At 69.3% G+C, this 25,939-nt stretch carries 21 protein-coding genes; 12 read left to right on the top strand and 9 right to left on the bottom strand.

The window, feature by feature from the left end; all coding sequences use genetic code 11:
* The first annotated feature begins 394 nt into the window (after window positions 1-394).
* The gene (locus KDK82_RS19330; RefSeq protein ID WP_043825809.1) at window positions 395-1,417 is read left to right on the top strand and encodes an isopenicillin N synthase family oxygenase; all 1,023 of its coding nucleotides are present in this window, start codon (window positions 395-397) and stop codon (window positions 1,415-1,417) included.
* An 82-nt stretch (window positions 1,418-1,499) separates the two neighbouring features.
* Here KDK82_RS19330 and KDK82_RS19325 read toward each other — a convergent pair whose 3' ends face one another.
* The 4 genes from KDK82_RS19325 to KDK82_RS19310 form a co-directional block, all read right to left on the bottom strand.
* Window positions 1,500-1,754 (bottom strand): acyl-CoA-binding protein, encoded by a 255-nt coding sequence (locus KDK82_RS19325; protein ID WP_012203065.1) that lies wholly within the window; start codon window positions 1,752-1,754, stop codon window positions 1,500-1,502.
* Between the two features lie 159 nt (window positions 1,755-1,913).
* Window positions 1,914-2,687 (bottom strand): ABC transporter ATP-binding protein, encoded by a 774-nt coding sequence (locus KDK82_RS19320; protein ID WP_088165938.1) that lies wholly within the window; start codon window positions 2,685-2,687, stop codon window positions 1,914-1,916.
* Between the two features lie 61 nt (window positions 2,688-2,748).
* The gene (locus tag KDK82_RS19315) at window positions 2,749-3,957 is read right to left on the bottom strand and encodes a M20 aminoacylase family protein (RefSeq protein WP_088165937.1); all 1,209 of its coding nucleotides are present in this window, start codon (window positions 3,955-3,957) and stop codon (window positions 2,749-2,751) included.
* 157 nt (window positions 3,958-4,114) lie between these two features.
* A complete protein-coding gene (locus KDK82_RS19310) occupies window positions 4,115-5,272 on the bottom strand; it encodes an ABC transporter substrate-binding protein (RefSeq protein ID WP_088165936.1) in 1,158 nt (385 codons plus the stop codon).
* A gap of 197 nt (window positions 5,273-5,469) precedes the next feature.
* Here KDK82_RS19310 and KDK82_RS19305 point away from each other — a divergent pair, with 197 nt between their 5' ends.
* Entirely contained in the window at window positions 5,470-7,548 is a 2,079-nt protein-coding gene (locus tag KDK82_RS19305) for a molybdopterin-dependent oxidoreductase (RefSeq protein WP_088165935.1), read from the top strand.
* 90 nt (window positions 7,549-7,638) lie between these two features.
* Window positions 7,639-9,396 carry an AarF/ABC1/UbiB kinase family protein gene (locus KDK82_RS19300; protein ID WP_088166343.1) on the top strand — a complete coding sequence of 586 codons (1,758 nt, stop codon included), beginning with the start codon at window positions 7,639-7,641 and terminating at the stop codon, window positions 9,394-9,396.
* A gap of 196 nt (window positions 9,397-9,592) precedes the next feature.
* Here the strand turns inward: KDK82_RS19300 and KDK82_RS19295 are convergent, their stop codons facing one another.
* The 3 genes from KDK82_RS19295 to KDK82_RS19285 all read right to left on the bottom strand — a co-directional run bounded on the left by KDK82_RS19295 (window position 9,593) and on the right by KDK82_RS19285 (window position 12,681).
* Window positions 9,593-10,567, bottom strand: coding sequence for a tripartite tricarboxylate transporter substrate binding protein (locus KDK82_RS19295; protein ID WP_016446620.1), 975 nt, complete (start codon window positions 10,565-10,567; stop codon window positions 9,593-9,595).
* Between the two features lie 81 nt (window positions 10,568-10,648).
* Window positions 10,649-11,662: a TraB/GumN family protein gene (locus KDK82_RS19290; RefSeq protein WP_088165934.1), complete on the bottom strand. Its 1,014-nt coding sequence runs from the start codon at window positions 11,660-11,662 to the stop codon at window positions 10,649-10,651.
* Complete coding sequence (locus tag KDK82_RS19285) at window positions 11,659-12,681, bottom strand: fumarylacetoacetate hydrolase family protein (protein ID WP_088165933.1); 1,023 nt, start codon at window positions 12,679-12,681, stop codon at window positions 11,659-11,661. The genes KDK82_RS19290 and KDK82_RS19285 overlap by 4 nt, the downstream gene beginning before the upstream one ends.
* Window positions 12,682-12,807: 126 nt before the next feature.
* On the opposite strand from KDK82_RS19285, the gene KDK82_RS19280 reads away from it, so the two are divergent.
* The 3 genes from KDK82_RS19280 (at window position 12,808) to KDK82_RS19270 (ending at window position 15,257) form a co-directional block, all read left to right on the top strand.
* Window positions 12,808-13,587: an IclR family transcriptional regulator gene (locus KDK82_RS19280; protein WP_088165932.1), complete on the top strand. Its 780-nt coding sequence runs from the start codon at window positions 12,808-12,810 to the stop codon at window positions 13,585-13,587.
* A complete protein-coding gene (locus tag KDK82_RS19275) occupies window positions 13,580-14,758 on the top strand; it encodes a DUF3108 domain-containing protein (protein ID WP_088165931.1) in 1,179 nt (392 codons plus the stop codon). The genes KDK82_RS19280 and KDK82_RS19275 overlap by 8 nt, the downstream gene beginning before the upstream one ends.
* A 205-nt stretch (window positions 14,759-14,963) precedes the next feature.
* Window positions 14,964-15,257 (top strand): DUF3567 domain-containing protein, encoded by a 294-nt coding sequence (locus KDK82_RS19270; RefSeq protein WP_034390054.1) that lies wholly within the window; start codon window positions 14,964-14,966, stop codon window positions 15,255-15,257.
* A 109-nt stretch (window positions 15,258-15,366) separates the two neighbouring features.
* Here KDK82_RS19270 and KDK82_RS19265 read toward each other — a convergent pair whose 3' ends face one another.
* Window positions 15,367-17,592 carry an IPTL-CTERM sorting domain-containing protein gene (locus KDK82_RS19265; RefSeq protein WP_179217944.1) on the bottom strand — a complete coding sequence of 742 codons (2,226 nt, stop codon included), beginning with the start codon at window positions 17,590-17,592 and terminating at the stop codon, window positions 15,367-15,369.
* Between the two features lie 40 nt (window positions 17,593-17,632).
* On the opposite strand from KDK82_RS19265, the gene KDK82_RS32845 reads away from it, so the two are divergent.
* From KDK82_RS32845 to KDK82_RS19240, 6 genes are all read left to right on the top strand, one after another.
* Window positions 17,633-17,941, top strand: a complete 309-nt coding sequence (locus KDK82_RS32845) for a hypothetical protein (RefSeq protein WP_179217943.1) — start codon at window positions 17,633-17,635, stop codon at window positions 17,939-17,941.
* A 61-nt stretch (window positions 17,942-18,002) separates the two neighbouring features.
* The gene (locus tag KDK82_RS19260) at window positions 18,003-19,451 is read left to right on the top strand and encodes a nitrate/nitrite transporter (protein WP_088165929.1); all 1,449 of its coding nucleotides are present in this window, start codon (window positions 18,003-18,005) and stop codon (window positions 19,449-19,451) included.
* 13 nt (window positions 19,452-19,464) lie between these two features.
* Window positions 19,465-21,006, top strand: a complete 1,542-nt coding sequence (locus KDK82_RS19255; RefSeq protein ID WP_088165928.1) for an FGGY family carbohydrate kinase — start codon at window positions 19,465-19,467, stop codon at window positions 21,004-21,006.
* Window positions 21,003-22,685 carry a glycerol-3-phosphate dehydrogenase/oxidase gene (locus KDK82_RS19250; protein ID WP_088165927.1) on the top strand — a complete coding sequence of 561 codons (1,683 nt, stop codon included), beginning with the start codon at window positions 21,003-21,005 and terminating at the stop codon, window positions 22,683-22,685. Before KDK82_RS19255 ends, KDK82_RS19250 begins: the two co-directional genes overlap by 4 nt.
* Window positions 22,679-24,229: an FAD-binding oxidoreductase gene (locus KDK82_RS19245; protein ID WP_088165926.1), complete on the top strand. Its 1,551-nt coding sequence runs from the start codon at window positions 22,679-22,681 to the stop codon at window positions 24,227-24,229. The genes KDK82_RS19250 and KDK82_RS19245 overlap by 7 nt, the downstream gene beginning before the upstream one ends.
* Before the next feature lies 1 nt (window position 24,230).
* Window positions 24,231-24,797 (top strand): glycerol-3-phosphate responsive antiterminator, encoded by a 567-nt coding sequence (locus KDK82_RS19240; protein ID WP_012203049.1) that lies wholly within the window; start codon window positions 24,231-24,233, stop codon window positions 24,795-24,797.
* A gap of 8 nt (window positions 24,798-24,805) precedes the next feature.
* On the opposite strand, the gene KDK82_RS19235 is transcribed toward KDK82_RS19240, so the two are convergent.
* Entirely contained in the window at window positions 24,806-25,900 is a 1,095-nt protein-coding gene (locus KDK82_RS19235) for an AbrB family transcriptional regulator (protein WP_063327390.1), read from the bottom strand.
* Between the last annotated feature and the right edge of the window lie 39 nt (window positions 25,901-25,939).

Genomic DNA, 25,939 nt, shown 5'->3' with positions numbered 1-25,939 from the left:
CACCCTCGGTGCGGGGCGGCCCTTCCTTGGTGTCTCTGAGTGGGGCCGCGCCAGTTTCAAGCGCTGCGGGCATGCATCACCTTGGTGCACCGCCAGCTAGATGTGGGGCAACAACACGATTTCGCCTGACAGCTGCACCACGATGGAACGCGCGCAGCGACGAACCGGCCTGCGCGGGCTGGCGCGCTGTTTGCTTGGGTGGTTGGCAAGAGTAGAAGCGTTCAGCTTGCCGGTCTGTGCCGGCGCGGGTCATTGCTCTTGAAGCGGGTGCGGGAGCGGCGTGGCTGCGACCTGTGCCCTGTCAGCCACTTCAAGAGCGACGGGCGGGATCGGTGTCTTTTTGCGCCGGCCGCTGCGTGCCTTGCCACTGCCTTTGCGGCAAAGGAAACAGACCATGAACATGCTTGCCAACCCCACCCTGCCTTCGGCACCGGCTTCAGATTACGCCTTGGGTGAACTCGCCAAGGAGGCCCGCATGGGCGGCCAGGGGCAGGAGACGCGCGCACGGGAGGTGCGGGTGATCGATATCTCCGACTTTGACCGCCGCAAGGCCGAGATCGCCGATGCGATCTGGCAGGCCTCGGTGGAGATCGGCTTCTTCCAGGTGTCGGGCCACGGCATTCCCCAGCCCGATATCGATGCGGCCTTCGGGCGTGCCGAGCAGTTGTTCGCCCTGCCGCGCGAGGTGAAGGCGCAGTGGCCGCTGTCGCGCAATGCGGGCTGGGAGCACAAGGCGCAGATCCGGCCTTCCACGCGCACGCCCGACCAGAAGGAGTCCTACCAGATGACGCGACCGCGCATGGCCGGCCTGTGGCCCACGGAGCAGGAGCTGCCGGGCTTTCAGCAGGCCACGCTGGGCTTCGAGCGCCAGTGCTGGCAGGTGGGCATGCAGCTGCTGTCGTGCTTTGCGCACAAGCTGGGCTTTGATGCGGACTTCTTCACGCGCGCCCACGACCCTTCGGTGCCCGCCTACCAGAGCACGCTGCGCATGCTGCACTACTTCGCGGTCGATCCCGCGCTCAAGGACGAGCTGGGCCTGTGGCGCGCAGGCGCCCACACCGACTTCGACTGCCTGACCCTGCTGTTCCAGCGCGCAGGCCAGGGCGGCCTGCAGGTGCTGCCGGGCAAGGAGATGGAAGGCCAGCAATGGACGCCCGTGGACCCGGTGGAAGGCGTGATCACCTGCAACATCGGCGACATGCTCACGCGCTGGAGCGACGACCAGCTGCCCAGCAACTTCCACCGCGTGCGCAATCCCCTGCCCCATGAATACCAGGGCGCGCGCTACAGCCTGGCCTTCTTCTGCCAGGCCAACGAGGACGCGGTGATCGAAGGGCCGCAAAAGAAGTACCCGCCCATCACGGGCGCGGAATATCTGCGCCAGCGCATCAGTGCGAACTTTTCCAACAAGTACTGAACCCGGCCGGGGCCGTGGCCGGAAACGACAAGGCCCCGGAGTCCGGGGCCTTGTCTGTGTCTGCGATCGGTGGTGGTGTTGATCAGCGCAGCGACTCGATCAGGTCGATGTACTGCTGCTTGGCGTCGTCGGCCGAGGTGTCCTTGAGCTTTTCCCAGGCGTCCCACTTGGCGCGGCCGACCATGTCGGTAAAGCTGGGCTTCTTGGCCTCGTTGTCGCCTTCGGTGGCCTGCTTGTACAGCGCGTAGAGCTTGAGCAGCGTGGCGTTGTCGGGGCGCTCGCTGATCGAGGTGGAGTTCTTGACGGCGGCCTCGAAGGCGGCATTCAGATCGGACATGGCGGGTCTCCTGGTGGGCGGTTCGTGTAGCGGCACAGTGTAGCCAAAAAAGCAGGAATTTAGAACGACCGTGCTTTTTTCTCCGTCAACCGCACCGAGACCGGCCACGCCGCCCCTATGCCGCCCCTATGCCGCCCCTATGTCGCTCCCATGCCGTTCCTACGCCGCGCTGCACAGGTGCCCGGCCATGGGCCATCGGTCGGCCTCGCAAGGCACGGGGGTCGGCGCCTGGTCCCGGGCGCTGCCCGGTTGCAGGATGCGGCCGTGCTCCATCACGACCACGCGGTCGGCGACGGCGAAGGCCTGCTGGCGGTCCTGGGTCGCATAGACGGCCGTACAACCCAGGCTGCGCAGCAGCCGGGGAATTTCCTCGCACAGGCGCTCGCGCAGGTTGTCGTCGAGGCCGGACAGGGGTTCGTCAAGCAGCACCAGGCGCGGGCGCTCCACCACGGCGCAGGCCAGCGCCGCACGCTGCTGCTGTCCACCCGACAGGCTGCCGGGAAGGCGCTCGCCCATGCCCTGCAGCCCGACCAGGCCCAGGGTCTGCTGCACCCGCTCGTGGATCTGCGCGCGAGGCAGGCCGCGCATTTCCAGCGCGAAGGCCACGTTGGCCTGCAGGCTCATGTGGGGCCAGAGCGCATGGTCCTGGAGCACCAGGCCCAGGTCGCGCCGCTCGGGCGGCAGGGACTGCGAGGCGCTGGCCACGCACTGCCCGCCCATCCAGACTTCGCCGCGGCTGGGCTGCTCCAGCCCGGCCAGGATCTTGAGCAGGGTGGTCTTGCCGCAGCCCGAAGGCCCCAGCAGGGCCAGCACCTCGCCGGGGGCAATCTGCAGACTGATGTCCTGGAGCACGGCGCGCTCGCCGTGGATGCGCTTGAGCTGCCGGGCTTGGACGGCCACGCCCTGCGCGGCGGAGGATTCGATGGAGGTCACAGGGACCGCATGCTAGGTGCGGTGTGTGACATGCCGGTGTCGGCCGGACCCTGCAAGGACCTCAGCGCGTGGGCTCGCTCAGCCAGCGCTGGGCCAGCTTCACCCAGAACGTGGCGCCCTGCGGGATCAACTGGTCGTTGAAGTCGTAGCTGGGGTTGTGCAGCGTGCAGGGACCGCCGCCGTGGCCGATGGCGCGGTGGTCGCCGTCGCCATTGGCGATGAAGCAGTAGGCGCCGGGCTTTTCCAGCAGCATGAAGGCAAAGTCCTCGGCGCCCATCGAGGGCTCCTGGGGCAGTACATTGGCCTCGCCCACGACCTCGGCCATGACGCGGCGCGCGAACTCGGCCTCGGGCGCGGAGTTGATGGTGGGCGGGTAGTTGCGCACGAACTCGAACTCGCAGCGCGTGTCATGCGCGGCGCAGATGCTCTCGGCCAGGGTCTTCATGCGCCGCTCGATCAGGTCCAGCACCTCCAGCGTGAAGGTGCGCACCGTGCCCTGCAGCTCCACGCTGTCGGGCACCACGTTCGTGGCCTCGCCCGCGTGGACCATGGTGACCGAGACCACGCCCGCCTCGATGGGCTTGACGTTGCGGCTGACGATGGTCTGCAGGCCCAGGATCAGTTGGGCCGCCACGGGCAGCGGGTCGATCACCATGTGCGGCATGGCCGCGTGCCCACCCTTGCCGCGCACGACGATGCGGAACTCGTTGCTCGACGCCATGGCCGGGCCCGGGCCCACGGCCATGGTGCCGGCCTTCATGCCCGGCCAGTTGTGCATGCCGAACACGGCCTGCATGGGGAACTGCGTGAACAGGCCGTCCTCGACCATCTCGCGCGCGCCGCCGCCGCCCTCTTCGGCCGGCTGGAAGATCAGGTGCACCGTGCCCTCGAAGCTGTCGCGGTGCGCGGCCAGGTACTGCGCGGCGGCCAGCAGCATGGCGACATGGCCGTCATGTCCGCAGGCATGCATTTTTCCGGCATGGCGGCTGGCGTGTTCGAAGGTGTTGAACTCCTGCATGGGCAGGGCGTCCATGTCGGCGCGCAGGCCGACGGCGCGGCCGCTGGCGCCGCCGTCACGGCCGTGGATGGCGCCCACCACGCCCGTGCGGCCCAGGCCGCGGTGCACGGCAATGCCCCATCCCTCCAATTGCCGGGCCACGAGGTCGGCGGTGCGGATCTCCTCGAAGCACAGTTCGGGATGGGCATGTATGTCGCGGCGCAGCGCGGTGATCTCGGGTGCGCGGTCCAGCAGTTCCTGCAGCAAGGCCATGGGGTTCTCCTTCTAGAGCGTGTTATGCACTTTTAAGTACCCGCGTTGGCTCTGCGCGCTGGTGATCGCAAGGCGCAGTGTGCCGCCAAGGCTGAAGCCTTGGCAAGCGCTGCAATGCCGCGAGCGCCTGCGCGCAGAGCCAACCCGAAGGGAAAGCCTACACCCGGACCTTGCCGTCGCCGGTCAGCATGGACAACTCCACGAAGCGCGGCTTGGCCGATTGCGGCTTGAAGGCCAGCGGAAAGCCGGCCACCTGCTGGCCGTGCATGGCATCGAGCGCCGCGACCAGTCCGTCGCGCGTGGGCTTGCCCGAGGCCGAGGCCTGGCGCAGCGCATCGGCGAACACGCGTGCCGCCAGATAGCCTTCCATGCTGGAGTAGTTGGGCGTCAGCTTGCCGCCGCCCTTCTGGATGGTCGCCAGGAAATCGCGCGTGATCTGGCGCGAGGTCTGGAAGGGCGAGGGCACGACCTGGGTGACGACCACCCCTTCGGCATCCTTGCCCAGCGTCTGCGCCAGTGCCTGGGAGCCGACGAAGGAGACGTTGTAGAACTGCCCGCCAAAGCCCGCCTGGCGCGCCGCGCGCACAAAGGCCGCGCTGGCCGAGTAGGTGACGATCTGCACGATCACATCGGCGCCCAGCGGCACCAGCGTCTTGACGGCGGCGGCCACATTGTTCGAGTTGCGCTCCACCGTGGCCGCGCCCACGGGCTCCAGCCCCTTGGCGGCCAGCGCCGCCTTGACGCCGGCCAGGCCCGATTCGCCATAGGCATCGTTCTGGTGCAGCACGGCCACCTTCTTCAGGCCCAGCCCGGTGAGGTGCCGCACCATCAGCGCCGTCTCGTCGGCATAGGAGGCGCGCACGTTGAAGACCAGTTGGGCCAGCTGGGGCTGGCGCAGCGCGTCGGCGCCCGTCAGCGGCGCGAACAGGGGCACGCGCGCCTTTTGCAGCAGCGGCAGCGCGGCCATGCTGGTGGAGGTGCCCACGTAGCCGAAGAGGGCGAACACGTCGTCGGACAGGAAGCGCTGGGTATTGGCCGCGCAGCGCTCGGGCTCGTAGCCGTCGTCCATCACGCGCAATTCGATGTTGCGCCGGGCAATGCCCCCCTGCGCGTTGAGCTGTTCGAAGTACAGCTTGGCGCCTTCATGGAAGGGCTGGCCGATCTGTGCCGCGGGGCCCGTCATCGGGCAGGACTGGCCCAGCACGATGGTGCCTCCCGCGTCCTGGGCGCGCACTGCGCCGGTCCAGGTGGCGGCAGCAGCCGTGCTGGCTGCGATGAACTGTCTGCGGCTGAACGCCGTCTTGGGTCGGAGCATGAACTTGCCTGTTTTTGTCACTGGAATCGGCGCCGTTGCTGCGTGCAGCCGGCTGCAAGGGTCCGCATAATAAAGACAAGCGGCGAGTGCGGCATGCAAGACCGGCACCGCCCCTTGCCCGTGACGGCCTTTTCCCGTTTTCCCGGCTTTCACGGTTTTTTCGCAAAGTACCCACCCTGTCCGAGACCGCTGCCACCATGTCCTCCGCCTCGTCCCCACTCCAGGCCACCTCACAGGTGCTGGGCGCCTGCCCCCATGACTGCCCCGATACCTGCTCGCTGGTGACCACGGTCGAAGACGGCATCGCCAAGAGAGTCCAGGGCAACCCCGCCCATCCGCACACGGGCGGCGTGCTCTGCGCCAAGGTCAGCAAATACACCGAGCGCAGCTACCACCCCGAGCGCGTGCTCACCCCGCTGCGCCGCGTGGGCCCCAAGGGTTCCGGGCAGTTCGAGCCCGTGGGCTGGGACGAGGCGCTGGCCGACATCGCCGCCCGGCTGCACGCGCTGGCGGCGCGCGACCCCGAAACCATCCTGCCCTACAGCTACGCAGGCACCATGGGCCTGGTGCAGGGCGAGAGCATGGACCGGCGCTTCTTCCACCAGCTCGGCGCCTCGCTGCTGGACCGCACCATCTGCTCCAGCGCCGGGGGCGAGGCCCTGAACCTGACCTATGGCGGCAAGCTGGGCATGCGCGTGGAGCATTTCACCGAAAGCCGGCTCATCCTCATCTGGGGCAGCAACAGCATCGGCAGCAGCCTGCATTTCTGGCGCTATGCGCTGGAGGCCAAGCGCAACGGCGCACGCCTGGTGTGCATAGACCCGCGCAAGACCGAGACCGCCGACAAATGCCACGAGCACCTGCAGCTGCTGCCCGGCACCGATGCCGCCCTGGCACTGGCCCTGATGCACGAGCTGATCACGCACGGCTGGCTGGACCATGACTACATTGCGCGCCACACGCTGGGCTGGGAGGAACTCAAGGCCCGCGCCCTGCAGTGGCCGCCCGAGCGCGCGGCCCAGGTCTGCGGCCTGCCCGTGGAGCAGATCCGCCAGCTGGCGCGCGACTACGGCACCACCACGCCCGCCGCCATCCGCCTGAACTATGGCGTGCAACGCGCGCGCGGCGGCGGCAATGCCGTGCGCGCCATCGCCTGCCTGCCGGCCCTGGTGGGCGCCTGGCGCCACCGTGCGGGCGGACTGCTGCTGTCCGCCTCGGGCGCCCTGCCCGCGCAGCGCGCCCGACTGCAGATGCCGCACCTGCTGGGCGAGCGCCGCCCGCGCACCATCAACATGAGCACCATCGGCGACGCCTTGCTGCACGAAGGCGGCAATGGCTTCGGGCCGCGCGTGGATGCCATCGTGGTCTACAACAGCAATCCCGTGGCCGTGGCGCCCGAGTCGGCCAAGGTCGTGGCCGGCTTTGCGCGCGAGAACCTGTTCACCGTCGTGCTGGAGCAGTTCATGACCGACACGGCCGACCTGGCCGACTACGTGCTGCCGGCCACCACGCAGATCGAGCACTGGGACATCCACGGCAGCTACGGCCATACCGACGTGCTGCTCAACCGCCCCGCCATCGCGCCGCTGGGCCAGGCGCGCAGCAACGGCCAGATCTTCCGCGACCTGGCCGCGCACATGGCGCGGCATGACGACGCCTTTGCCGCCGCCCATTTCCAGACGGGAGACGAGCAACTGTGCCGCGAAGCCTTCGAGGGGCGCGGCGTGGACTTCAACGAGCTGCTGGACAAGGGCTTTGCCACCCTGGCCCTGCCCGAGGCCCCCTTTGCCGAGGGCGGCTTCGCCACGCCCTCGGGCCGCTGCGAATTCACCAGCGCCGAGCTGGCGCGGCGCGGCATGGACCCGCTGCCCGACTACCTGCCCAACTACGAAACCGCCGAAACGGATGCGCGCTACCCGCTGGCCATGATCTCGCCGCCGGCACGCAACTTTCTCAACAGCAGCTTCGTCAACGTCAAGAGCCTGCGCACCATGGAAGGCCGACCGCTGGTGGAGCTGCACCCCGACGACGCCGCCCCGCGCGGCGTGGCCGAGGGCGACCGGGTGCGCGTCTTCAACGACCGGGGCAGCTACGAATGCCACGCCACCCTCAACGGCCGCGCGCGCCGTGGCGTGGTCAACGGCCTGGGCATCTGGTGGCGCAAGCACGGCGACAACGGCACCAATGTCAACGAGCTCACCCACCAGCGCCTGACCGACCTGGGCCGCGCGCCCAGCTTCTACGACTGCGCGGTGCAGGTGCAGCGGCTGGCCTGAGCCCCGCCCCGGAGGCGGGCGATTCCTGCGCAATGGCGTCTGGCGCATCGGCACAATGGACCGCATTGCCACCACCGACAGGAGATGCCCATGCTGCAAACCGCCGTGGTCGCCGTGCGCGACCGTGCCCGGCTGCAGGAAATCGTCGGCGTGCTGCTGCGCTTCGGGCTGGCCGACCTGGTCGACACGCTGGGCCTGGCCCGCTTCGCGCCGCGCGGCAGCCAGCCCCATCCCGAGCATCCGCTGGATGCCAGCCGCCCCGAGCGCCTGCGCATGGCCCTCGAACACCTGGGTCCCAGCTTCGTCAAGCTGGGCCAGATCATGGCCACGCGCTCGGATCTGCTCGCGCCCGAATGGACGGCCGCGCTGCAGCAACTGCACAGCCACGCCGCACCGCTGCCCTGGGAGACGGCCCAGCCGTTGATCGAGCAATCGCTGGGCCTGCCCGTGGAGCAGGTGTTCACGCATTTCGACCCCGTGCCGCTGGCCTCGGCCTCCATGGCCCAGGTGTACCGCGCGCGGCTGCCTGCGGCCGAAGACCGGGATGACCGGCAAGACCAGAAAGACGGCCGCGACAGCGACAGCACCCCTGCGGCCAGCGCTGCCGACATCGAAGTCGTGGTCAAGGTCCAGCGCCCTGGGCTGCGCCCCCAGATCGAGGCCGACCTGCGCCTGCTCGAGCACCTGGCGCTGCTGGCCCAGGAACAATGGCCGCAGCTGGCACGCTACCGCCCGCGCGAGGTCACGCGCCAGCTGGGCCAAGCGCTGCGCGAGGAACTGGATTTCACCGTCGAAGCCCACAACGGCGACGCCGTGGCGCGGCACTTCGCGGCCCAGCCCGAGATCGTCGTGCCGGCCATCCACTGGGCATTGAGCGGGCCGCGCCTGCTGGTGCAGGACTTCGTGCCGGGCGTGCCGGCCTCGGCCGTGGGTGCGGACCCGGCGCTGGACGGCCCGCTGCTGGCGCGCCGTGGCGCCTGCGCGTTTTTGCAGATGGTGCTGCGCGACGGCCTGTTCCACGCCGACCCGCACCCCGGCAACCTGCTGGCCCTGCCCGGCAACCGCGTCGGCTTCATCGACTTCGGCATGGTCGGGCGGCTGTCGCCCCAGCGCCGCCGCCAGGTGCTGGGCCTGATGCGCGCCCTGGTCGAGGGCCAGGGCCGCAGCCTCTCGGGCGTGCTGCTGGAATGGGCGGCCGAAAGCGAAATGCCCGGCCGCGCCCCGCCCTCGGCCGCGCGCATCGAGGCCGCCGTGGACCGCTTCGTGACCCGCCATGGCCCCGGCGCCAGCAACGGCCGCCTGGTCATGTCCCGCGCACTGCAGGACTTCATGGCCCTGGCCCGCGAAACCGGCGTGGCCCTGCCCGCCGACATGGCGCTGCTGCTCAAGGCCCTCATCACGGCCGACCAGGTGCTGCTGCAGCTGGACCCGCAATTCGACGTGGTGCAGACGGCCACGCCCCTGGTCAAGGCCCAGCTGCTGCAGCGCTACTCCCTGCGCAGCCTGGCGCGCCAGCGCCGCGCCGCCATGGCGCAGTGGCTGGAACTGGCCGACGATGCGCCGCACACCCTGCGGCTGGTGATGCAAAGACTGCGCTCGGGCCGGCTGCAGGCCGATCTGGACATACGCCACATCGACCGGCTTTCACTGGCACTGGAACGCGCCGCCACCCGCCTGGCCCTGGCGGTGGTCTCCGGCGCCTTCATCCTGGGCCTGGCCCCCGGCCTGCTGACCATGGGCCCGCGCCTGTGGGGCATCCCCCTCTTCGCCGCCCTGGGCGTGGCCGGCGCCGCCGCCAGCCTGGCCGTCCTGTTCATCACCATGCGCAGGCAGAAGGCGCTGGATTGATGGCTGGATTGATCGCTGGATTGGCGATCAGGAACGCCAAAAAAAAGCAGCACCAGCGCATCAGATCAAAGCCGGGCGCCGCCCCCAAAACCGCCACGGCCCAACCCAGAGACACCGAGGAAGGGCCGCCCCGCACCGAGGGTGTCGTCCCCCTCCGCGAAGCGAGAAGGGGGAAGCGGCGCAGCCGCTCAGGGGGTCAGTCCAATTTGACGCCCGCGCTCTTGATGATGGCGCCCCAGCGCTTGGATTCCGCGCGCGACATGGCAAGGAACTGCTCGGGCGTGCCGGGCAGCGCCTCCATGCCGAAGTCCTGCATGCGCTTGACCACGGCGGGGTTGGCCAGCGCCTTGTTGAGTTCGGCGTTCAGGCGCTGCACCACGGCGGGGGGCATCTTGGCCGGGCCCAGGATGCCCTGGAAGGCATAGACCTCGGTATCGGGCACGCCGACCTCGGCCAGCGTGGGCAGCTCGGGCAGGCTGGGCACGCGCTTGCCCGTGCCGATGGCCAGGGCGCGCACCTTGCCCGACTGGATCACGGGCAGGCCCGAGGCCAGGTCCAGGAACATGCAGGGCACCTGGCCGCCCATCACGTCGGCCAGCGCAGGCGCCGCGCCGCGATAGGGGATGTGCGTCAGGAAGGTGCCCGTGCGGTTCTTGAACATCTCCATGGCCAGGTGGTGGGGCGAGCCGTTGCCGGGCGAGGCGTAGTTGACCTGACCCGGATGCGCCTTCACGTAGGCCAGGAATTCCTTGAAGGTCTTGGCCTCGAAGTTCGGGTTCACCACCAGCGCCATCGGGAAGCGGCTGATGCCGCCGATGTAGGTGAAGTCCTTTTCGGGGTTGAAGGACAGTTTGCTGAACAGGTGCTCGTTGTAGGCCAGCACGGCGTTGTCGGCCGACATGATGGTGTAGCCGTCGGGCTTGGCCGTGGCCACGATCTGTGCGCCGATGTTGGTGGAGGCGCCGGGGCGGTTGTCCACCACGATGGTCTGGTTCAGCGTCTGGCGCATGGCCTCGGCCACGGTGCGCGCCAGCACGTCGGTGCCGCCGCCGGGCGGATAGGGCACGACCCAGCGGATGTTGCTGGCGGGCCAGTCCTGCGCCTGTGCAAAAGGCGCGGCCATGCCGGCGGATGAGGCCGCCACGGCGGCCAGGAATTGTCTACGGTCCATTGTTGTCTCCTGTGGGATGGGTGTGGATGGGTCCTGGCCGCGCCCTGTTGCTTTTTTTCATGGAGGCGGCGGCCGTGTGTTTCAGGGCGGGCTGGCTGCGGGGAACTCCACGCGCTGCACCTTGAAGCCCTGGGCCGCCAGCAGCGCCGGCAGGCCGCGCGTGCCCACCATGTGCAGGGCGCCCACGGCGGCGAACACGCTGCGGCCGGAACGGATCTGCCGCGCCACTTCGCGCGCCAGGCCGGGGTTGCGGCCATAGACCATGCGGTCGTAGTCGGCGCGCTCGGCGGCATTGGCCATGCAGTCGCACCAGTCGGGCAGGCTCTCCAGCAGGTGGATGCGGCCATCGGCCCAGACCTTCGCGATCAGTCCCAGCTTCTGGGAGGCGATGCCGCTTTCCAGCTGGCGCAGGCCGGACTCCACCGTTTCGGCCACGCGCGCGGGGTCGTCCGAGACCAGTTCGCGCAGTTGCAGCTCGGGCGTCTCCAGCGACAGCACGGGCTTGCCCAGGGCCAGCGCCACGCCGGCCAGCGAGAAATCGATGCCATAGGACGCGTCCAGCCCCTCGCTGCGGCCGGCCAGCGACAACAGGGAGATCACCTGGGCGTCGGGGCGCAGCACGGCCAGCTCGGGGCCGGCGCAGGCCAGGCGCCGCTGCTCCTCAAGCCGGCGCTGGAGATCGCCGCGCAGCGGCGGCGCATCGGGCCGCGCCTGCATGCCTGCGAACAAGACCTTCATGACATCGGGATCGAGGATGTTCAGCTCCAGCGCCAGGCTGTCGGAGGCGCGCAGCGCGTCCGCCACCGTGGGGCCAGGCACGCTCCAATCGAGCTTGGCCGCGTGCATGGTCCCGTAGAGCCAGCTGGTGCGGCCCCGGTGCTCGATGCGCCACAGCAGCCCGCGGTCCTGCGCCTTGCGCTGCATGGCGCGGATCTCGTCCGGGCCGGGCATGCGCGCCTCGGGCGGGCAGGTGACGGGGTCCGCGGCCGGGGGCGCCGCGAATGCCGCGGCCAACGGCGACAGCGCCAGCGCGGCCAGGCCGGCGCGCAGCGACCTGCCCGCTAGGCGCCACCAGGGTGCGCAGACGCGGCTCATTCGGCAAGCTCGACGATGTTCTGGTCGATGGCGCCGAAGATGCTCTGGCCGTCCTTGCCCTTCATCTCGATGCGGATGGTGTCGCCGAAGCGCATGAACTCGGTCTTGGGCGCGCCGTCCTGGATGGTCTCTATGCAGCGCTTCTCCGCGATGCAGCTGTAGCCCTTGGGCCACTCCATGCGCCGGTTCTTGCCCTTGCCGCTTTCCACGCCCTTGTTGCTCACGGTGCCGCTGCCCACGATGGAGCCGGCGCGCACATTGCGCGTCTTGCAGATATGGGCGATGAGCTGGCCGAAGTGAAAGCTCATGTCCTCGCCCGCATCGCACATGCCGACCTTGCGGCCGTTCCAGGTGGACTGCAGCGTCAGGTGCAGGCGGCCGCCCTTCCAGGCGTCGCCCAGCTCGTCCAGCGTCACGGCCACCGGGCTGAAGGAGGTGGCGGGCTTGGACTGGAAGAAGCCGAAGCCCTTGGACAGCTCATTGGGGATCAGATTGCGCAGGCTCACGTCGTTGGCCAGCATGACCAGGCGCACGCCGCCCAGCGCACGCTCGGGCGTGGCGCCCATGGGCACGTCGGCGGTGATGACGGCGATCTCGGCCTCGAAGTCGATGCCCATGGACTCGCTGGGCACCACCACATCGTCGCAAGGGCCCAGGAAATCGTCGCTGCCGCCCTGGTACATCAGCGGGTCGGTGTAGAAATTGGCGGGCACCTCGGCGCCGCGCGCCTGGCGCACCAGCTCCACATGGTTGATGTAGGCCGAGCCATCGGCCCACTGGTAGGCACGTGGCAGCGGCGCCATGCACTGGCGCGGATCGAAGGCAAAGGCATGGACCGCCTTGCCGCTGTTGAGCAGGTGGTACAGGTCCTGCAGCTGGGGCGCCATGTAGCTCCAGTCGTCGAGCACCTGCTGCAGGCGGCTCGCTATGCCGGTCGCATAATGGGCCTGGCTCAGGTCGCGTGACACCACGACCAGTTGCCCGTCCCGCGATCCGTCCTTGTATGTGGCAAGTTTCATGCTGCTCCCCCGTGCTGCCGCCGCGCGCCACGGCATCCGGGCAGCAGCCTGGATACCCATGGCGACGCAGCCACGAATTACGATAAGTTAAATTGATTTAACTAAACAAAACCAAATTCTATTGCAATGGACAAGGAACGCGCAGGGATTCAATCGGTCGAGGTCGGTTTTACATTGCTGGAAGCGCTGACGCGCGCCCGGGGCCCGCAGATGCTCAAGGACCTGGCGTCCGACGCCGGCATGAGTGCCGCCAAGGCGCACCGCTACCTCGTGAGCTTTCAGCGCATCGGACTGGTCACCCAGGACGCGCGCACCTCCCGCTACGACCTGGGTCCGGCCTCGCTCAAGCTGGGCCTGGCCTCGCTGGCCCGGCTGGACCCCGTGCGGCTGGCGCGCGAACGCATGCCCGCGCTCATGGAGCGCATCCATCACACGGCGGCCATCGCCGTCTGGGGCAACCACGGGCCGACCATCGTGCACTGGGAGGAAAGCGCGCAGTCGGTCACCGCCAACCTGCGCCTGGGCGACGTCATGCCCATGCTGGCCTCGGCCACCGGGCGCTGCTTCGCGGCCTGGCTGCCGCGCGAGGTCACGGCCCCGCTGCTGGAGCCCGAAGTGGCCAAGGCCCGCCGCATCCAGCGCAAGGACCTGCCGCTCACCCCCGAGGCCATAGACGCCATGCTGGCCGAGGTGCGCGAGCGCGGCACCGCCCGCGTGGTCGATACCGTGCTGCCCGGCATCGTGGCGTTTTGCACGCCGGTCTTCGACTCCTCGGGCCATATCGTGCTGGGCCTGACCACGCTGGGCTCGATTGCCACCTTCGACCCCGAATACGGCGGCGCCATCGATGCGCCCCTGCGCGAGGCCTGCGTCCAGCTGTCCCAGGACCTGGGCTGGAATGCCTGAAATGCACCTGCGCCAGCGCGCCCTGCCCGCCCTCACCGCCGTGGTGCTGGGCGTGCACGCCCTGGCCCTGCTGGGCCTGCCGCTGTGGAGCCAGGTGTCAGCGCCGCACACCGAGGTGGCAGCCATGCAGACGCGGGCGCTGTCCCTGCCCGAGCCACCTGCCCCCCCGCCTGCAGCGCCCGTACCTGCATCGAAGGCGCCTGCGCCCAAGCCGCAGCAGCCTCGCCCCAAGGTCCAGCGCCCGGCACCCGCCGCACCCGCGCCCACGCCCGAGCCGCTGGACACGCCCATCCGCGAAACCGTGGAGCCCTTGCCGATGGCCGCAGCGCCGGAGCCTGCCGCATCGGACGCATCGGAAGCCGCCGCTGCCCCTGCAGATGTCGGCAGCCGGCCAACCCCGGCCACGCCGCCGGCGCCGCCTGCTCCCAAGCCCGAACCCGAAACACCGCCCACTCCCTCGGCCGGCCCGGCCCAGGGCATGGCCATCACATCGCCCGACGGCACGCCGCTGGCCTCCGACGCCCCCGTTCCCGTGCAACTGCCCGATCCCGCGCGGCTGTCGTTCGCCGTCACCGGCCAGGCCAAGCGCTTCAACTACTCGGCCAGTGCCGAGCTGGTCTGGCGCCATGCCAACGGCGAGTACCAGGCCAGCCAGGAAGTCAGCCTGTTCCTGCTGGGCTCGCGCTCGCAAACCAGCGCGGGCCGCATCACGGACAGGGGCCTGGAGCCCAGCCGCTTCAACGACAAGGCACGCAAGGAGCAATCGGCGCAGCTGGCGTTCGACCAGAACCTGGCGCACTTCAGCACGGGCGCGCCCGATGCCGCCATCGCGCCCGGCGCGCAGGACCGGCTCAGCGTGTTCCTGCAGCTGTCGGCCCTGCTGGCGGCGGCGCCGCAGCGCTATCCGGCGGGCACGCAGATCAGCTTCATCACCGTCAGCGCGCGGCGCGCCGACCGCTGGACCTTCCGCGTGGGCGAGACCGAGACGCTGGACCTTCCCTCGGGCAGCACGCAGGCGCTGCGGCTGGACAAGATCGCGGCGGCCGGCGATGACCAGCAGGCCTCGCTGTGGCTGGCGCCGTCCATGCAATACCTGCCCGTGCGCATCCGGCTGGCGCAGGACAACGGCGACTTCGCGGACCTGCAGCTCAAGGGCCGCCAGGCGCCCTGATCGCGGGTAGGCCGGCACTTGCAGGCACCGCTGCCGCCCGCCTACCACAGCGCGGCCTGCGGCGCACGCCGCCGCGCATGCCAATCCGTGGAATACTGCATGCAAGTGCCTGTGATAGATCGGGACCCCCACGGTTCTTGAAATCCGGCGCTTCGCAGCCATGTAGGCTGTGCGACGCCCGGCAACGGGCCAGAAAGGGAACACCATGCAAATGCTTTACGACTCCGAATCTTTTGTGGTGCTCCATCTGCGTCCCGACATGGATCCGGATGCAACGGCTGGCAATGAGGCAGTCGATACCGCCCGTCAACTGCCACGCCACGGCTTCGAGATCGTGGACAAGCGCTCGGGCAAGGAGGTCTACCTGGACGGCTCCTGGGCCGAGATGTTCCAAAAGCAGATCATTGCCTGGCAGCTCGACGCCCCCACCGAGGAAGAGGTGGAAGACGCGCTGGAGCGCTACGCCGGCCTGGCCCAGCAGCCTGTCGTGGTCCACTGACGCCGCGCTTTTCACCTCCCTCCAACCCATAAGAAAGCCGGGAATGCGATGAGCATTTCCGGCTTTTTCATTGGGCTTTGGGCTGGGCGGACCCAGCCCCATTCCACCGTCAATCCCTGGACGCAGCCCTGATCGAAAGTGCCGCCATCCCGGCCAGCATCAGGGCCAGCATCATCAGCGCCCACTGGCTCAACGTGGGGATGGCTGCCACATTGCCAGCCGCCGCCGTCAGCTCGTTGGTGAAAGCCGCTGCGTTGCCCGTGGCCGCCACCGTCAGCGTGACGGCCGCCGGCATCCTGCCCCACGCCAGGCCTGCGGGTGCCGAGGGCAGCGTGGTGCTTTCGCTGACCGAGCAACTCACGCCTTGGGGCACGTTGGTGATGGTGCCTGTGCCCGTGGTCGCATTGGCCAGCACCACGGTCCCCGTGAAACTGCCACTCGCGCCACAGCTGGCCGTGAAGGCAAAGCTGCCGCTCACGCCGCCTGCAGGCGCGCCCGTGACGTTCTTGGTCAGGCTGATGACAGCGGTGCTGCGCACCAGGGTATTGGTGAAAGCGGCCGCATTGCCGGAAGCCACCACCGTCACCGGCACGGCAGCGGGCATGACGCCCCAGCTGTAGTTGACCGGCGCGGTAGGCAAAGGCGTGTTCTCGGTGACCACGCAGCTCGCGCCTTGCGGAACACCGGCGATGCCGCCCGTTCCCGACGAGGCATTGCTCAGCGCCACGGCGCCGGTGTAGTTGCCGTCCACGCCGCAGCTCGCAGTGAAGTCGAAGTTGCCGGTTACGCCCGCTGCAGGGCCGCCCGCCACGGTCTTGGTGAGCGCAATCGATGCGGCGCTGCGCGCCAGCGTGTTGGTCAAGGCCACGGCAGGACTGCCAGGTGGCGCCAGCAAGGCCACGGTGCCGCTGGGCGGGCTGACCTCCACCCACTGGTGATTGGCCGGTGCCGCTGGGCGGGAGGTTTCGGTCACCGTGCAGCTGCCGCTGGAGATGACGGGCGTGACAGAGACGGCGCCCGCCGTGGGCGTGCTCAGCGTCACGCTGGTGGCAATGCTCGGCACCACAACGCCGTCCGTTCCCGTGCAGGAAACGCTGACGGGGAAGCTGCTGCCCGTCAGATCCGTGGCCTGACTGCCTGCGGCCCAGGCCACCGTCTTGCCCACGGCCAGCGTGCCGGGCTGGCAGGTCAGCGTGGCCGTGGCGTTGTTGCCCGAACTTGCGGGTGTGAAGTCCACGCCGGGCCGGATGATGTTGGTCACGGTGCGTGCCACAGGGTCCGCGCAGGCTGCGCGGCCTGCCGCGTCATTGGGCCAGACCACGGGCACGGTGATGGAGCAGCCCGTGGTGTGGGGAATACCGAAGTCATCCAGATTGATCGTGCTGGAGCCCTCAGTCGCGGTCAGCGTGCCGCCCGTGCAGGTATGGGTGACGGGACCGCTGCCGATCAGCAGGGGGCTGGGCAGGGCATCGGTGACCTTGGCATGGGCCACGTCCTGCAGCGTGGCATTCTGAAATTCGATGGTCAGCTGCGCCGTGTTGCCGGCGCCGCCCAGCAGCACATCGGTCTTGTCAAAGCGCTTGGTCACCGTGGGCAGGCCGCAGGCACCACCCGGATCAGTCACGGCGCGCACAAAGGCCTGCGCGATCTTGCCGCCGTTGCGGGCGAGGGTCATGTCCGCATCTCGGAAGCTGGACACATCCACGGTGGCAAAGACGCAGGCGCCCTGGCCATTGTTGGACTGGGCGACGGGCACCAGCAAGGCGTAGACGCCATTGACCAGGGCGGTGGAGCCCGCAGGCGGGAAGCCGGCAACGGGTGTGCCGTTCGCCAGGTACAGAACGTTTTCTCCGGGGACGTTGTTGATGTAGTCGAAAAATCCACCGTAGACCGGGTCGAGACTGGTGAACGAGCCCGAATAGGCAGAGTTGGCATTCAGCGGATAGCTCTGAAAGACTCCCACCTTCGTGCCCAATGTGAAATTCCGCCCGGTATTGGCATTGAGCAGCTCCAGCATCTGCACGTCGTTGGTCAGCGTGTCGTCATAGCCATCGACGAAGAACAGCACGCTGTTGGCCCAGCGATTGGCCACGGCCTGTGACAGGACTGCCCAGTTCGTGGGATGGATGGCCCGATAGTGGCTGGCGACCACCACCATGTCGTAGGGCCCGCCGGGCGGGTTGAAGGTGGCTGCGCTGATGCCATTGGCTGTGAACAGAGTGGACACCCGTGTCACGTTGGCTGCGCCCACCACGTTGGAGAATTCCGTTCTCATATTGGTGAACTCGGACTCCTCGACGGAAGAGTTCACCCCGCCCGCGTCCGTGGTCAGCATCAACATCTTCTGCGCCATTGCCTGACTGCCCAGCAAAAGCATGCTGGCACACAGCAACAGCCTTGCCCATCGTCTGATTGACATCATGGGTTCCCTCCCTCTATTTCATCTGTTTAGACAATTAATCGAAAAATCCTATTGTCTTTTTCTATCGCTCAAGAAACAGAGTGAAACACGCGCAGCGTTCGCGCCACAGGAAAAACCAATGCTTGCCGGCCCTGCCTGCCGCCTGCTATTAGCGCGCCTGATAGCCCGGCGCCTTCGCCCTGGTGCTTCTACCGATACTGCGCAACCCCTGCTCTTTCCTAGAATCCCGGGCACAGGTTCAAGATTTGAAGACCATCTGTGAGATGGTCTTGTCACGCCTGTGTGGTGTGCGCCGGCCTCTTGCAGACAACCAGGAGGCAGCGATGCAAACCACAGGCCACAGCATTCGTGGCGTTCAGGATGTCATCTCGTACATCGACGCACGCCAGGGCATTTCAGGCCGCGCCGGCACCATCTGGTGGCTGGCACTCGGCGGCCTTTTCCTCGACGCCTTTTCCAACTCCGCGCTCAGCGTGGGCCTGGGGCCCATGACGCGCGACCAGCAGCTCACGCCGGCCGAGGTGGCCTGGATGACGTCGCTGGCCTCCTGGGTGTCCATCGCCTTCAACCCCATCGGCGGCTGGATGGCCGACCGCTGGGGCCGCATGCGCCCGCTGGTCATTGCCAAGGTGCTGGCCGTGGCCGGTGCGCTGCTGGTCAGCATGGCGCCCGACTACGCCACCATCCTCTTCGGCCGCTTTTTCGTGGGCGCGGCCTATGGCATCGACTTCGCCATCGCCATGGCGGTGCTGGCCGAGTTCACGCCCGCACGCCTCAAGAGCCGGCTCAATGTCTGGCAGGGCATGTGGTACATGGCCGTGTGCAGCAACCTGGTGCTGGCGCTGTGGTTCCACTCCTGGGACGTGGGCGATTCGCTGTGGCGCTACTCGGTCGCGGCCACGGCCGTGTTCGGCGTGTTCATCCTGGGCCTGCAGGCCGCGCTGCTGGTGGAAAGCCCGACCTGGCTGGCACGCAAGGAGCGGCTGGACGACGCGGCCCGCGCCATGACGCGCATCTATGGCCAGACCTTCAGGGCAGCGCCCCTTGCCGAGCGCCTGCCCGTGCTCAACCCGGCCCGCCGAGGCCTGGCCAATGTGCTGCTGATCTTTCGCGGCATCTACCTGCCGCGCACGCTGCTGGCGGCCACGGTGCAGATAGGCCAGTCCATCCAGTACTTCGCGGTGGGCTGGTACCTGCCGCTGATCAGCGCCTCGCTGTTCGGCAAGGACTTCCGCGAGGCCACGCTGGGCGCGCTGGTGTTCAACGTGTTCGGCATCGTCGGCGGCTTCCTGTCGCCCGTCATCGGGCGCCGGCTGGGCCTGCGGCGGGCCTCGGCCTTCGGCTTTGCGCTGGTGTTCCTGATGCTGCTGGTGCTGGGCCTGTTCAACGGCCGCATGCCCATCTGGCTGGCCGTGGCCGTGCCCTCGCTGTTCATCCTCTTTCACTCGGGCGGGCCCGGCGCCAACGGCAAGAGCCTGTCCACGCTGTCGTTCCGCAGCGAGCTGCGCGCGGGCGCCAATGGCGTGATCGGCGCGCTGGGCGCCATGGGCGCGGCGCTGGGGCTGCTGGTGTTCCCGCTGTTCCGCCAGCAGTACGGGCTGGAGAACACCTTCCTCATCCTGTCCGTGGTGCCGCTGCTGGCCAGCATCGTCTGCTTTTCCATCCGCTGGGACCCCACGCGCACCACCGTGAACCCCGACGACGAGCCCGGCGCGCCCCAGTTCGCGGAAGACGCGGCCCCGCCCGCCAAGGTCGCTCAAACCACCGCCTGAAAGAGACCACCCCATGCACCATGAAGCCGTGATCCTTTGCATAGACGAAGGCACCTCGGGCACGCGCGCCGCCGTCGTGGGGCGCGACGGGCAGGTGTCCGCCCAGGACTATCTGCCGCTGGAAATCCACTGCCCGCGCCCCGGCGTGGTCGAGCAGGACGCCGACCTGCTGCTGGAGCGCACGCTGGACGTGTGCCGCCGCGCCATCGCCCGCGCCCAGGGCTGCGGCCAGCAGATCGTGGCCCTGGCCATCGCCAACCAGCGCTGCTCGGCCGTGCTCTGGGATACGGCCACGGGCCGGTCGCTGGCGCCCATCATGGTCTGGCAGGACTCGCGCCACCGCGAAGAACTGGCCCTGCTGGCCGGCGACTGGGATGCCCGGCTGATCCGCCACGCGGGCCGGCCCGTGGGCGTGCGTTCGCCCTACCTGTGGGCCGCGCGCAAGCTGCGTGAGGATGCGGCCGTGGCCCGTGCCTGGCAGCAGCGCCGCCTGGCCTTCGGCACCATCGACTCCTGGCTGCTGTGGCATCTGTCGGATGCGCGCGCCGTGGTCACCACGCCCACCAATGTGACCTCGGGCAATGCCTATGCGCTGGGCGATCACCGCTACCTGCAGGACTGGCTGGACGCGCTGGAGTTTCCCGCCGAGCTGCTGCCCCGCCTGTGCGAGGACGTGCAGGACTTTGGCCGCACGCGCACCGAGCTGCTGGGCCTGGCCGTGCCCATCCTGGCCTGCGCAGGCGACCAGCATGCGGCCGCCGTGGGCCTGGGCTGCCTGGAGCGGGGCCAGGCGCTGTGCGTGCATGGCACGGGCAGCTTCGTCGATGTGCTCACGGGAACAAAGCTGCCCGCGCATGACGCGGCCCATGAAAGCTCGCTGACCATGACGGCGCGGCGCATGGGCGGTGTCTCGCGCTATGCCATCGAGACCTATGTGCCCACCACGGGCTCGGCGCTCAACTGGATCTGCGAGAAGCTGCAGTGGTTCGACAACCCGCAGCAGATCAGCACCCTGGCCCGCGAGGCCGAGACGCCGGCCGACCTGGTCTTCATCCCCGCGCTCACCGGCCTGCGCCTGCCTGCCATGGAGCCGGGCGCGCGGGCCTCGATCTCGGGCGTGTCCATGGCCACCTCGCGGCCGCAGCTGGCGCGCTCCATCCTCGAAGGCATTGCGCATTCCGTGGCCTCCTGCGTGCAGGCGGACGAGGCGGCATCGGGCACCGAGGTGGGCGAGCTGCTGGTGGGCGGCGGCCTGTCGGGCAGCGATGCCCTGCTGCAGATCCAGGCCGACCTGGGCGGCCTGCCCGTGCGCCGCCTGGCCGATACCGACAAGGCCAGCCTGCGCGGCATCGCCTTCATGGCCGGCAGCGCAGGCCTGCTGTGGGACGGGCTGGAGCAGGCCTGCGCCACGCTGCGCACCGAAGCGGTCTTCACCCCGCGCATGGCCGCCGACGAGCGCGGCGAGCGCCGCCGCATCTGGCGCGCCCGCGTGGGCGACGAACTGGCCCGCGCGCGGGCCCCCGGCCGCAGCGCCGCCCTGGAGGGCTGCGCATGATGCAATGGCCCTTTGGCAAGGAGCGCAGGGACAGCGCCGCACTGACCCAGACCGCGCCGCTGCAGCTGCAGCGCGCGGACCAGCTCGCGCGGCTGGGCGACGAGGCCTTCGACCTGCTGGTCATCGGCGGCGGCATCACCGGCGCCTATGCGGCGCTGGACGCCAGCCTGCGCGGCCTGCGCGTGGCGCTGGTGGAGAAGGACGACTTCGCCTCGGGCACCTCGTCCAAGTCCTCCAAGATGGTGCACGGCGGCCTGCGCTACATCGAACAGGGCAACCTGGGGCTGGTGCGGCACTCGCTGCTGGAGCGCCAGCGCCTGCGCCGCAATGCGCGGCACCTGGTGCAGCGCCTGCCCTTCCTGTTTCCCGTGATGGAGCGCGACGGCGTCTTCGACGCCCGCCTGGCCAAGGCCTTCGGCAGCCTGCTGTGGACCTATGACCTGGCCGGCGGCTGGCGCGAAGGCATCCTGCACCGCAAGCTCGGCAAGGCCGAGGTGCTGTCGCACTGCCCGAGCTTTCGCGAAGAGCAGCTCCTGGGCGGCTACATGTACTTCGACGCGCGCGTGGACGATGCGCGGCTCACGCTGGCCGTGGCGCGCACCGCAGCCTTCCATGGCGCGGCCGTGCTCAACCACTGCCAGGCCACCGCCGTCACGCGCAACGCCCACGGCCGCGTGGATGGCGCCATCGTCCAGGCCGATGGCCGCGAGATCACGGTGCGCGCGCGCAGCGTGGTCATGGCCACGGGCGTGTGGCTGCGCGACTGGGATGGCCGCAAGCCCGGCCAGGAGCCCCGGCTGCACGTGCGCCCCGCCAAGGGCGTGCACGTGGCCATTCCCTGGCTGCGCATACGCAACGACTGCACCGTCACCATTCCCGTGCCGGGCCGCAGCCGGCGCGCCACCATCACGCGCTGGGGCGATGTCTCCTACCTGGGCACCACCGACGAGGACTACGCAGGCGGCCTGGACGATGTGCACTGCACGCGCACCGAGCTGGATTTCCTGCTGGAAGGCGCGCGCTCTGCACTCAGGGTGGACCTGTCGCCCGAGGACGTGGTCGGCTCCATCGCCGGCTGCCGCCCCCTGGTCGGCCCGCCCGGCGGCAAGACCGTGGAGATGAAGCGCAACCACGAAATCCATGTGGCGGCCGACGGCCTGGTCACCATCGTGGGCGGCAAGCTCACCACCTCGCGCCACATGGCAGAGCAGACCGTGGACGCCGTGGAAAAGCTGCTGGGCCGGCGCACGCGCTGCACCACCACCTCGGCCTTTGTGCTGGGCGCGGCCGGCTACGACGCCCAGGCCATCACGGCCACGGGCGGCCTGTCGGCCCACCTGGGCGAGCGCTACGGCACGGAGGCGCGCTTCGTCAGCGACCTGCTGGCCGCACGGCCCGAACTGGCCCGGCCCATCGTGCAGGGCCTGCCCCATACCGAGGCCGAAGTCCTCTACGCCGTGCGCCACGAAATGGCGGCCAGCGTGGACGACGTGCTCTCGCGCCGCCTGCGCGCCCGCCTCATGGCGCGCGATGCCTCGGCCCACGCCGCGCAGCGCGTGGGCGACATCCTGGCCGATGAACTGGGACTGACACCCGCGCAGGTCGCGCAACAGGTCCACGACTACCGCCGCGCCGTGGAGCGCGAAAAACAGATTTTGATGGGAGACATCCAATGCTGAGCAAAGACGCAATCGCCCGCGGCTACAACCGCCGCAACTACGTGGTGGGCGCCCCCACGACACCGGGCTGGGCGGCGCAGGCCGCACCTGCAGCCGACCGCCCTGCCTCCGAAGGTCCTGCCTGCGGCCTGCAGCACGAACCCGTGGCCGTGCCCGAGGCCGCGCTCGCCGCGCTGCGCACCGCCTGCGACCGCGTGCAGACCGAGCGCGCCGACATCGTCGCCGGCACGCGCGACTGGTGGGCGCGCACCATGGTGGCCGAGACCTCGGGCCACCCGGCCACGCCGCAGGCCGTCATCGCCCATGCATCCACCGTGGAGCAGGTGCAGGCCGTGATGCGCATTGCCGATGCGCACGCCATTCCCGTCACCGTCTCGGCCGGGCGCAGCAACGTCACGGGCGCGGCCCTGCCCATGCGCGGCGGCATCGTGCTGGACCTGTGCGAACTCAATCGCTTCATCGCCATGGACGAGCAAAGCCAGATCGTCGAGGTCGAGGCCGGCATGTTCGGCGACGTGTTCGAGGAAACCATCCAGCGCCGCCACGGCATGACCATGGGCCACTGGCCCTCGTCCTTCGGCATCAGCACCGTGGGCGGCTGGGTGGCCTGCCGGGGCGCGGGCCAGCTGTCCACGCGCTACGGAAAGATCGAGGACATGGTCCACGGCATGGACGTGGTGCTGGCCGATGGCCGCCTCGTCACCGTGGGCGGCTACGCGCGCGCGGCCATCGGGCCGGACCTGCAGCAGCTGTTCATCGGCTCGGAAGGCACGCTGGGCGTGATCGTGCGCATCCGCTTCAAGCTGCACCGCCTGCCCGACCACGGCCGCGCCATCGCCTATGGCTTTGCCAGCTTTGCCCAGGGCCTGGAGGCCTGCCGCCAGATCCTGCAGCAAGGCGCCAACCCCGCCGCGCTGCGGCTGTACGACGCGCTGGAAAGCGGCGTGCAATTCGGCCGCAGCGACATCAACGTGCTGCTGATCGCCGACGAAGGCGCGCCCGAGATCGTCGATGCCGTCATGGCCATCTGCGAGCGTGTGTGTGCACCCTTGGGAGAACGGCTGGACGGTGCCGCCACCCTGGAGCGCTGGCTGGACACGCGCTACCTGACTGGCAAGAGCGCCGAGGGCTTCAAGAAAGGCCCGGGCTTCGTCGCCGACACGCTGGAGATGTGCGGCCCCTGGAAAGACCTGCCGGCCATCTACGAGGAAGTGGTCGCCGCCCTGCAGGCCATCCCCGGCACCCTGGCCGGCTCGGCCCACCAGTCGCATGCCTATGTGGATGGCGCCTGCCTGTACTTTTCGCTGCGCGGCGAGGTGGCCGTGGACCAGCGCGCCCAGTGGTACCGCGCGGCCTGGGACGCGGCCAACGCCGTGCTGCTGCGCCACGGCGCCACGCTCAGCCACCACCACGGCGTGGGCCTGCTGCGCGCGCCCTACATGCGGCAATCGCTGGGCCCGGCCTTTGCCCTGCTGGAGGCCACCAAGCGCATGCTGGACCCCAAGAACCTGCTCAACCCCGGCAAGCTGGGGCTGGACCTCTGACATGGGCCGCCCGGACAACTCCCTGGGCGCGCGGCTGGCGCGCCGCCCCGTCATCGCCACCCTGTACGGGGCCGAGCAGATGGACGCGCTGCTGGCCAGCCAGGCCGAAGTCGCCATCGTCGCCAACATCGAACTGCGCCGCCTGCGCTCGGTGATCTCCACCATCACCGGGGCGGGCAAGATCGCCATCGTCAACATCGACAGCTGCGACGGCATCTCGCCCGACAAGGGCGGCGTGGACTACCTTGTGGACCTGGGCGCCAGCAGCCTGCTGTCCACGCGCGTGGCCACCATCCAGCGCGCCAACAAGGCCGGGCTGCTGACCATGCAAAAGGTCTTCGTCACCGACCGCTCCACCTGGCCGCGCAGCATCAAGGCCGTGGAGCAGAGCGACCCCAACCTCGTGCAGATCATGCCCGCCCCCATGCTGGCCCACATCACCGAGGCCGAGCGCCGCATCCTGCCGCCGCTCGTGGCCTCGGGCTTCGTCTGCAGTCAGGAGCAGGTGCAACAGGCGCTGGCCGGTGGTGCGATTGCGGTGTCTACCAGTGACAGTGGGCTGTGGTGAGGTGGGCCCTAGGCCGTGCGCGACGCGGCCGGCCCGCGCGCCTCCACCCAGCGGAACAGCGGCGCCACCAGCAGCAGCACGGCGATCAGCCGGCAGACCTGGAAGGCCGTGACCACGGGCACGCCCAGTTGCAGTACCTTGGCGGTGATGGCCATTTCGGTGATGCCGCCCGGCGAGGTGCCCAGCAGCAGCGTGACCCAGGGCAGGTCCACGGCCAGGTGCAGCAGCCAGGCAAAGCCCGCGCAGATCGCCATGAGCCCCACGGTGCCCACGGCCACGGAGCCCAGCCAGCGCGGCGCGGTGTGCAGGAATTCGCGCTTGAAGCGCACGCCCAGGCTGATGCCGATCACCAGCTGCGCCGCATTGACCAGGGCCTGGGGCACGGCCGACAGTTCCTGGCCGCACATGGTCAGCAGCATGGACACCAGCAGCGCGCCCAGGAACCAGGGGTTGGCCCGCTTGAGCCGGTCCATGGCCCAGGCGCCCAGGCCCGTGAGCACGGCCAGCAGCGCCAGCCCCGGCCATTCGACGATGCGGATGCTGGGCGGCGTCAGCCCCTCCAGCCCGTGCAGGCCGCTCCACTGCAGCGCAAACGGAATGCTCACGGTGACGATGACCAGGCGCAGGCTGTGGCTGGCCGCCACCAGGTCGGTGCGCGCGTTCTCGCGCTCGGCCAGCAGCGTCATCTCCGACGCCGCGCCAATGGCGCCCGCGAAATAGGTGGTGGCGCGCATCTCGCCCGCCGGTATCTGCGGCATGCGCGGCGCATGCACGCGGTACAGCCAGGCGCCGAAGCCCCAGCCCAGCAGCAGCGCCCAGACGATGGCCACGGCAATCGCCCACCACAGCCCCGCGATCAACTGCACCACGGCCGGCGTGAAATACAGGCCCAGCGAGGCGCCGATGATCCACTGCCCGCCGTTGCGCAGCCGGCCCGCGCTGGCCGTGGGCGCGCCCAGGATGGAGGCCAGCGAGGTAGCGATCAGCGGCCCCAGCATCCAGGGCAGCGGCGTGCGCAGCCACAGGCACAGCTGGGCGGCGGCAAAGGCGCCCAGCAGGGTCAGCGAAATGCGAAGCAGGGGGATGGGGCGGCGCGCGGACATGAGGGCGTGGGCTCGTGGGCGAAAGGCAAGGCAGGGCCG

Origin of the sequence: Delftia sp. K82, from assembly GCF_002193035.1 — a bacterium.
In the GTDB taxonomy this organism is placed as follows: domain Bacteria; phylum Pseudomonadota; class Gammaproteobacteria; order Burkholderiales; family Burkholderiaceae_C; genus Comamonas; species Comamonas acidovorans.
The sequence above is the reverse complement of the archived record's forward strand: the minus strand, read 5'-3'. Positions and strand labels throughout refer to the sequence as shown.

Coding starts and splice junctions, on each gene's coding strand:
- KDK82_RS19330 (WP_043825809.1), top strand. CDS start 395: ATGAACATGCTTGCCAACCCCACCCTGCCTTCGGCACCGGCTTCAGAT.
- KDK82_RS19325 (WP_012203065.1), bottom strand. CDS start 1,754: ATGTCCGATCTGAATGCCGCCTTCGAGGCCGCCGTCAAGAACTCCACC.
- KDK82_RS19315 (WP_088165937.1), bottom strand. CDS start 3,957: ATGGCCTTGCTGCAGGAACTGCTGGACCGCGCACCCGAGATCACCGCG.
- KDK82_RS19310 (WP_088165936.1), bottom strand. CDS start 5,272: ATGCTCCGACCCAAGACGGCGTTCAGCCGCAGACAGTTCATCGCAGCC.
- KDK82_RS19305 (WP_088165935.1), top strand. CDS start 5,470: ATGTCCTCCGCCTCGTCCCCACTCCAGGCCACCTCACAGGTGCTGGGC.
- KDK82_RS19300 (WP_088166343.1), top strand. CDS start 7,639: ATGCTGCAAACCGCCGTGGTCGCCGTGCGCGACCGTGCCCGGCTGCAG.
- KDK82_RS19295 (WP_016446620.1), bottom strand. CDS start 10,567: ATGGACCGTAGACAATTCCTGGCCGCCGTGGCGGCCTCATCCGCCGGC.
- KDK82_RS19290 (WP_088165934.1), bottom strand. CDS start 11,662: ATGAGCCGCGTCTGCGCACCCTGGTGGCGCCTAGCGGGCAGGTCGCTG.
- KDK82_RS19285 (WP_088165933.1), bottom strand. CDS start 12,681: ATGAAACTTGCCACATACAAGGACGGATCGCGGGACGGGCAACTGGTC.
- KDK82_RS19280 (WP_088165932.1), top strand. CDS start 12,808: ATGGACAAGGAACGCGCAGGGATTCAATCGGTCGAGGTCGGTTTTACA.
- KDK82_RS19275 (WP_088165931.1), top strand. CDS start 13,580: ATGCCTGAAATGCACCTGCGCCAGCGCGCCCTGCCCGCCCTCACCGCC.
- KDK82_RS19270 (WP_034390054.1), top strand. CDS start 14,964: ATGCAAATGCTTTACGACTCCGAATCTTTTGTGGTGCTCCATCTGCGT.
- KDK82_RS19265 (WP_179217944.1), bottom strand. CDS start 17,592: ATGCTGACCACGGACGCGGGCGGGGTGAACTCTTCCGTCGAGGAGTCC.
- KDK82_RS32845 (WP_179217943.1), top strand. CDS start 17,633: ATGCTGGCACACAGCAACAGCCTTGCCCATCGTCTGATTGACATCATG.
- KDK82_RS19260 (WP_088165929.1), top strand. CDS start 18,003: ATGCAAACCACAGGCCACAGCATTCGTGGCGTTCAGGATGTCATCTCG.
- KDK82_RS19255 (WP_088165928.1), top strand. CDS start 19,465: ATGCACCATGAAGCCGTGATCCTTTGCATAGACGAAGGCACCTCGGGC.
- KDK82_RS19250 (WP_088165927.1), top strand. CDS start 21,003: ATGATGCAATGGCCCTTTGGCAAGGAGCGCAGGGACAGCGCCGCACTG.
- KDK82_RS19245 (WP_088165926.1), top strand. CDS start 22,679: ATGCTGAGCAAAGACGCAATCGCCCGCGGCTACAACCGCCGCAACTAC.
- KDK82_RS19240 (WP_012203049.1), top strand. CDS start 24,231: ATGGGCCGCCCGGACAACTCCCTGGGCGCGCGGCTGGCGCGCCGCCCC.
- KDK82_RS19235 (WP_063327390.1), bottom strand. CDS start 25,900: ATGTCCGCGCGCCGCCCCATCCCCCTGCTTCGCATTTCGCTGACCCTG.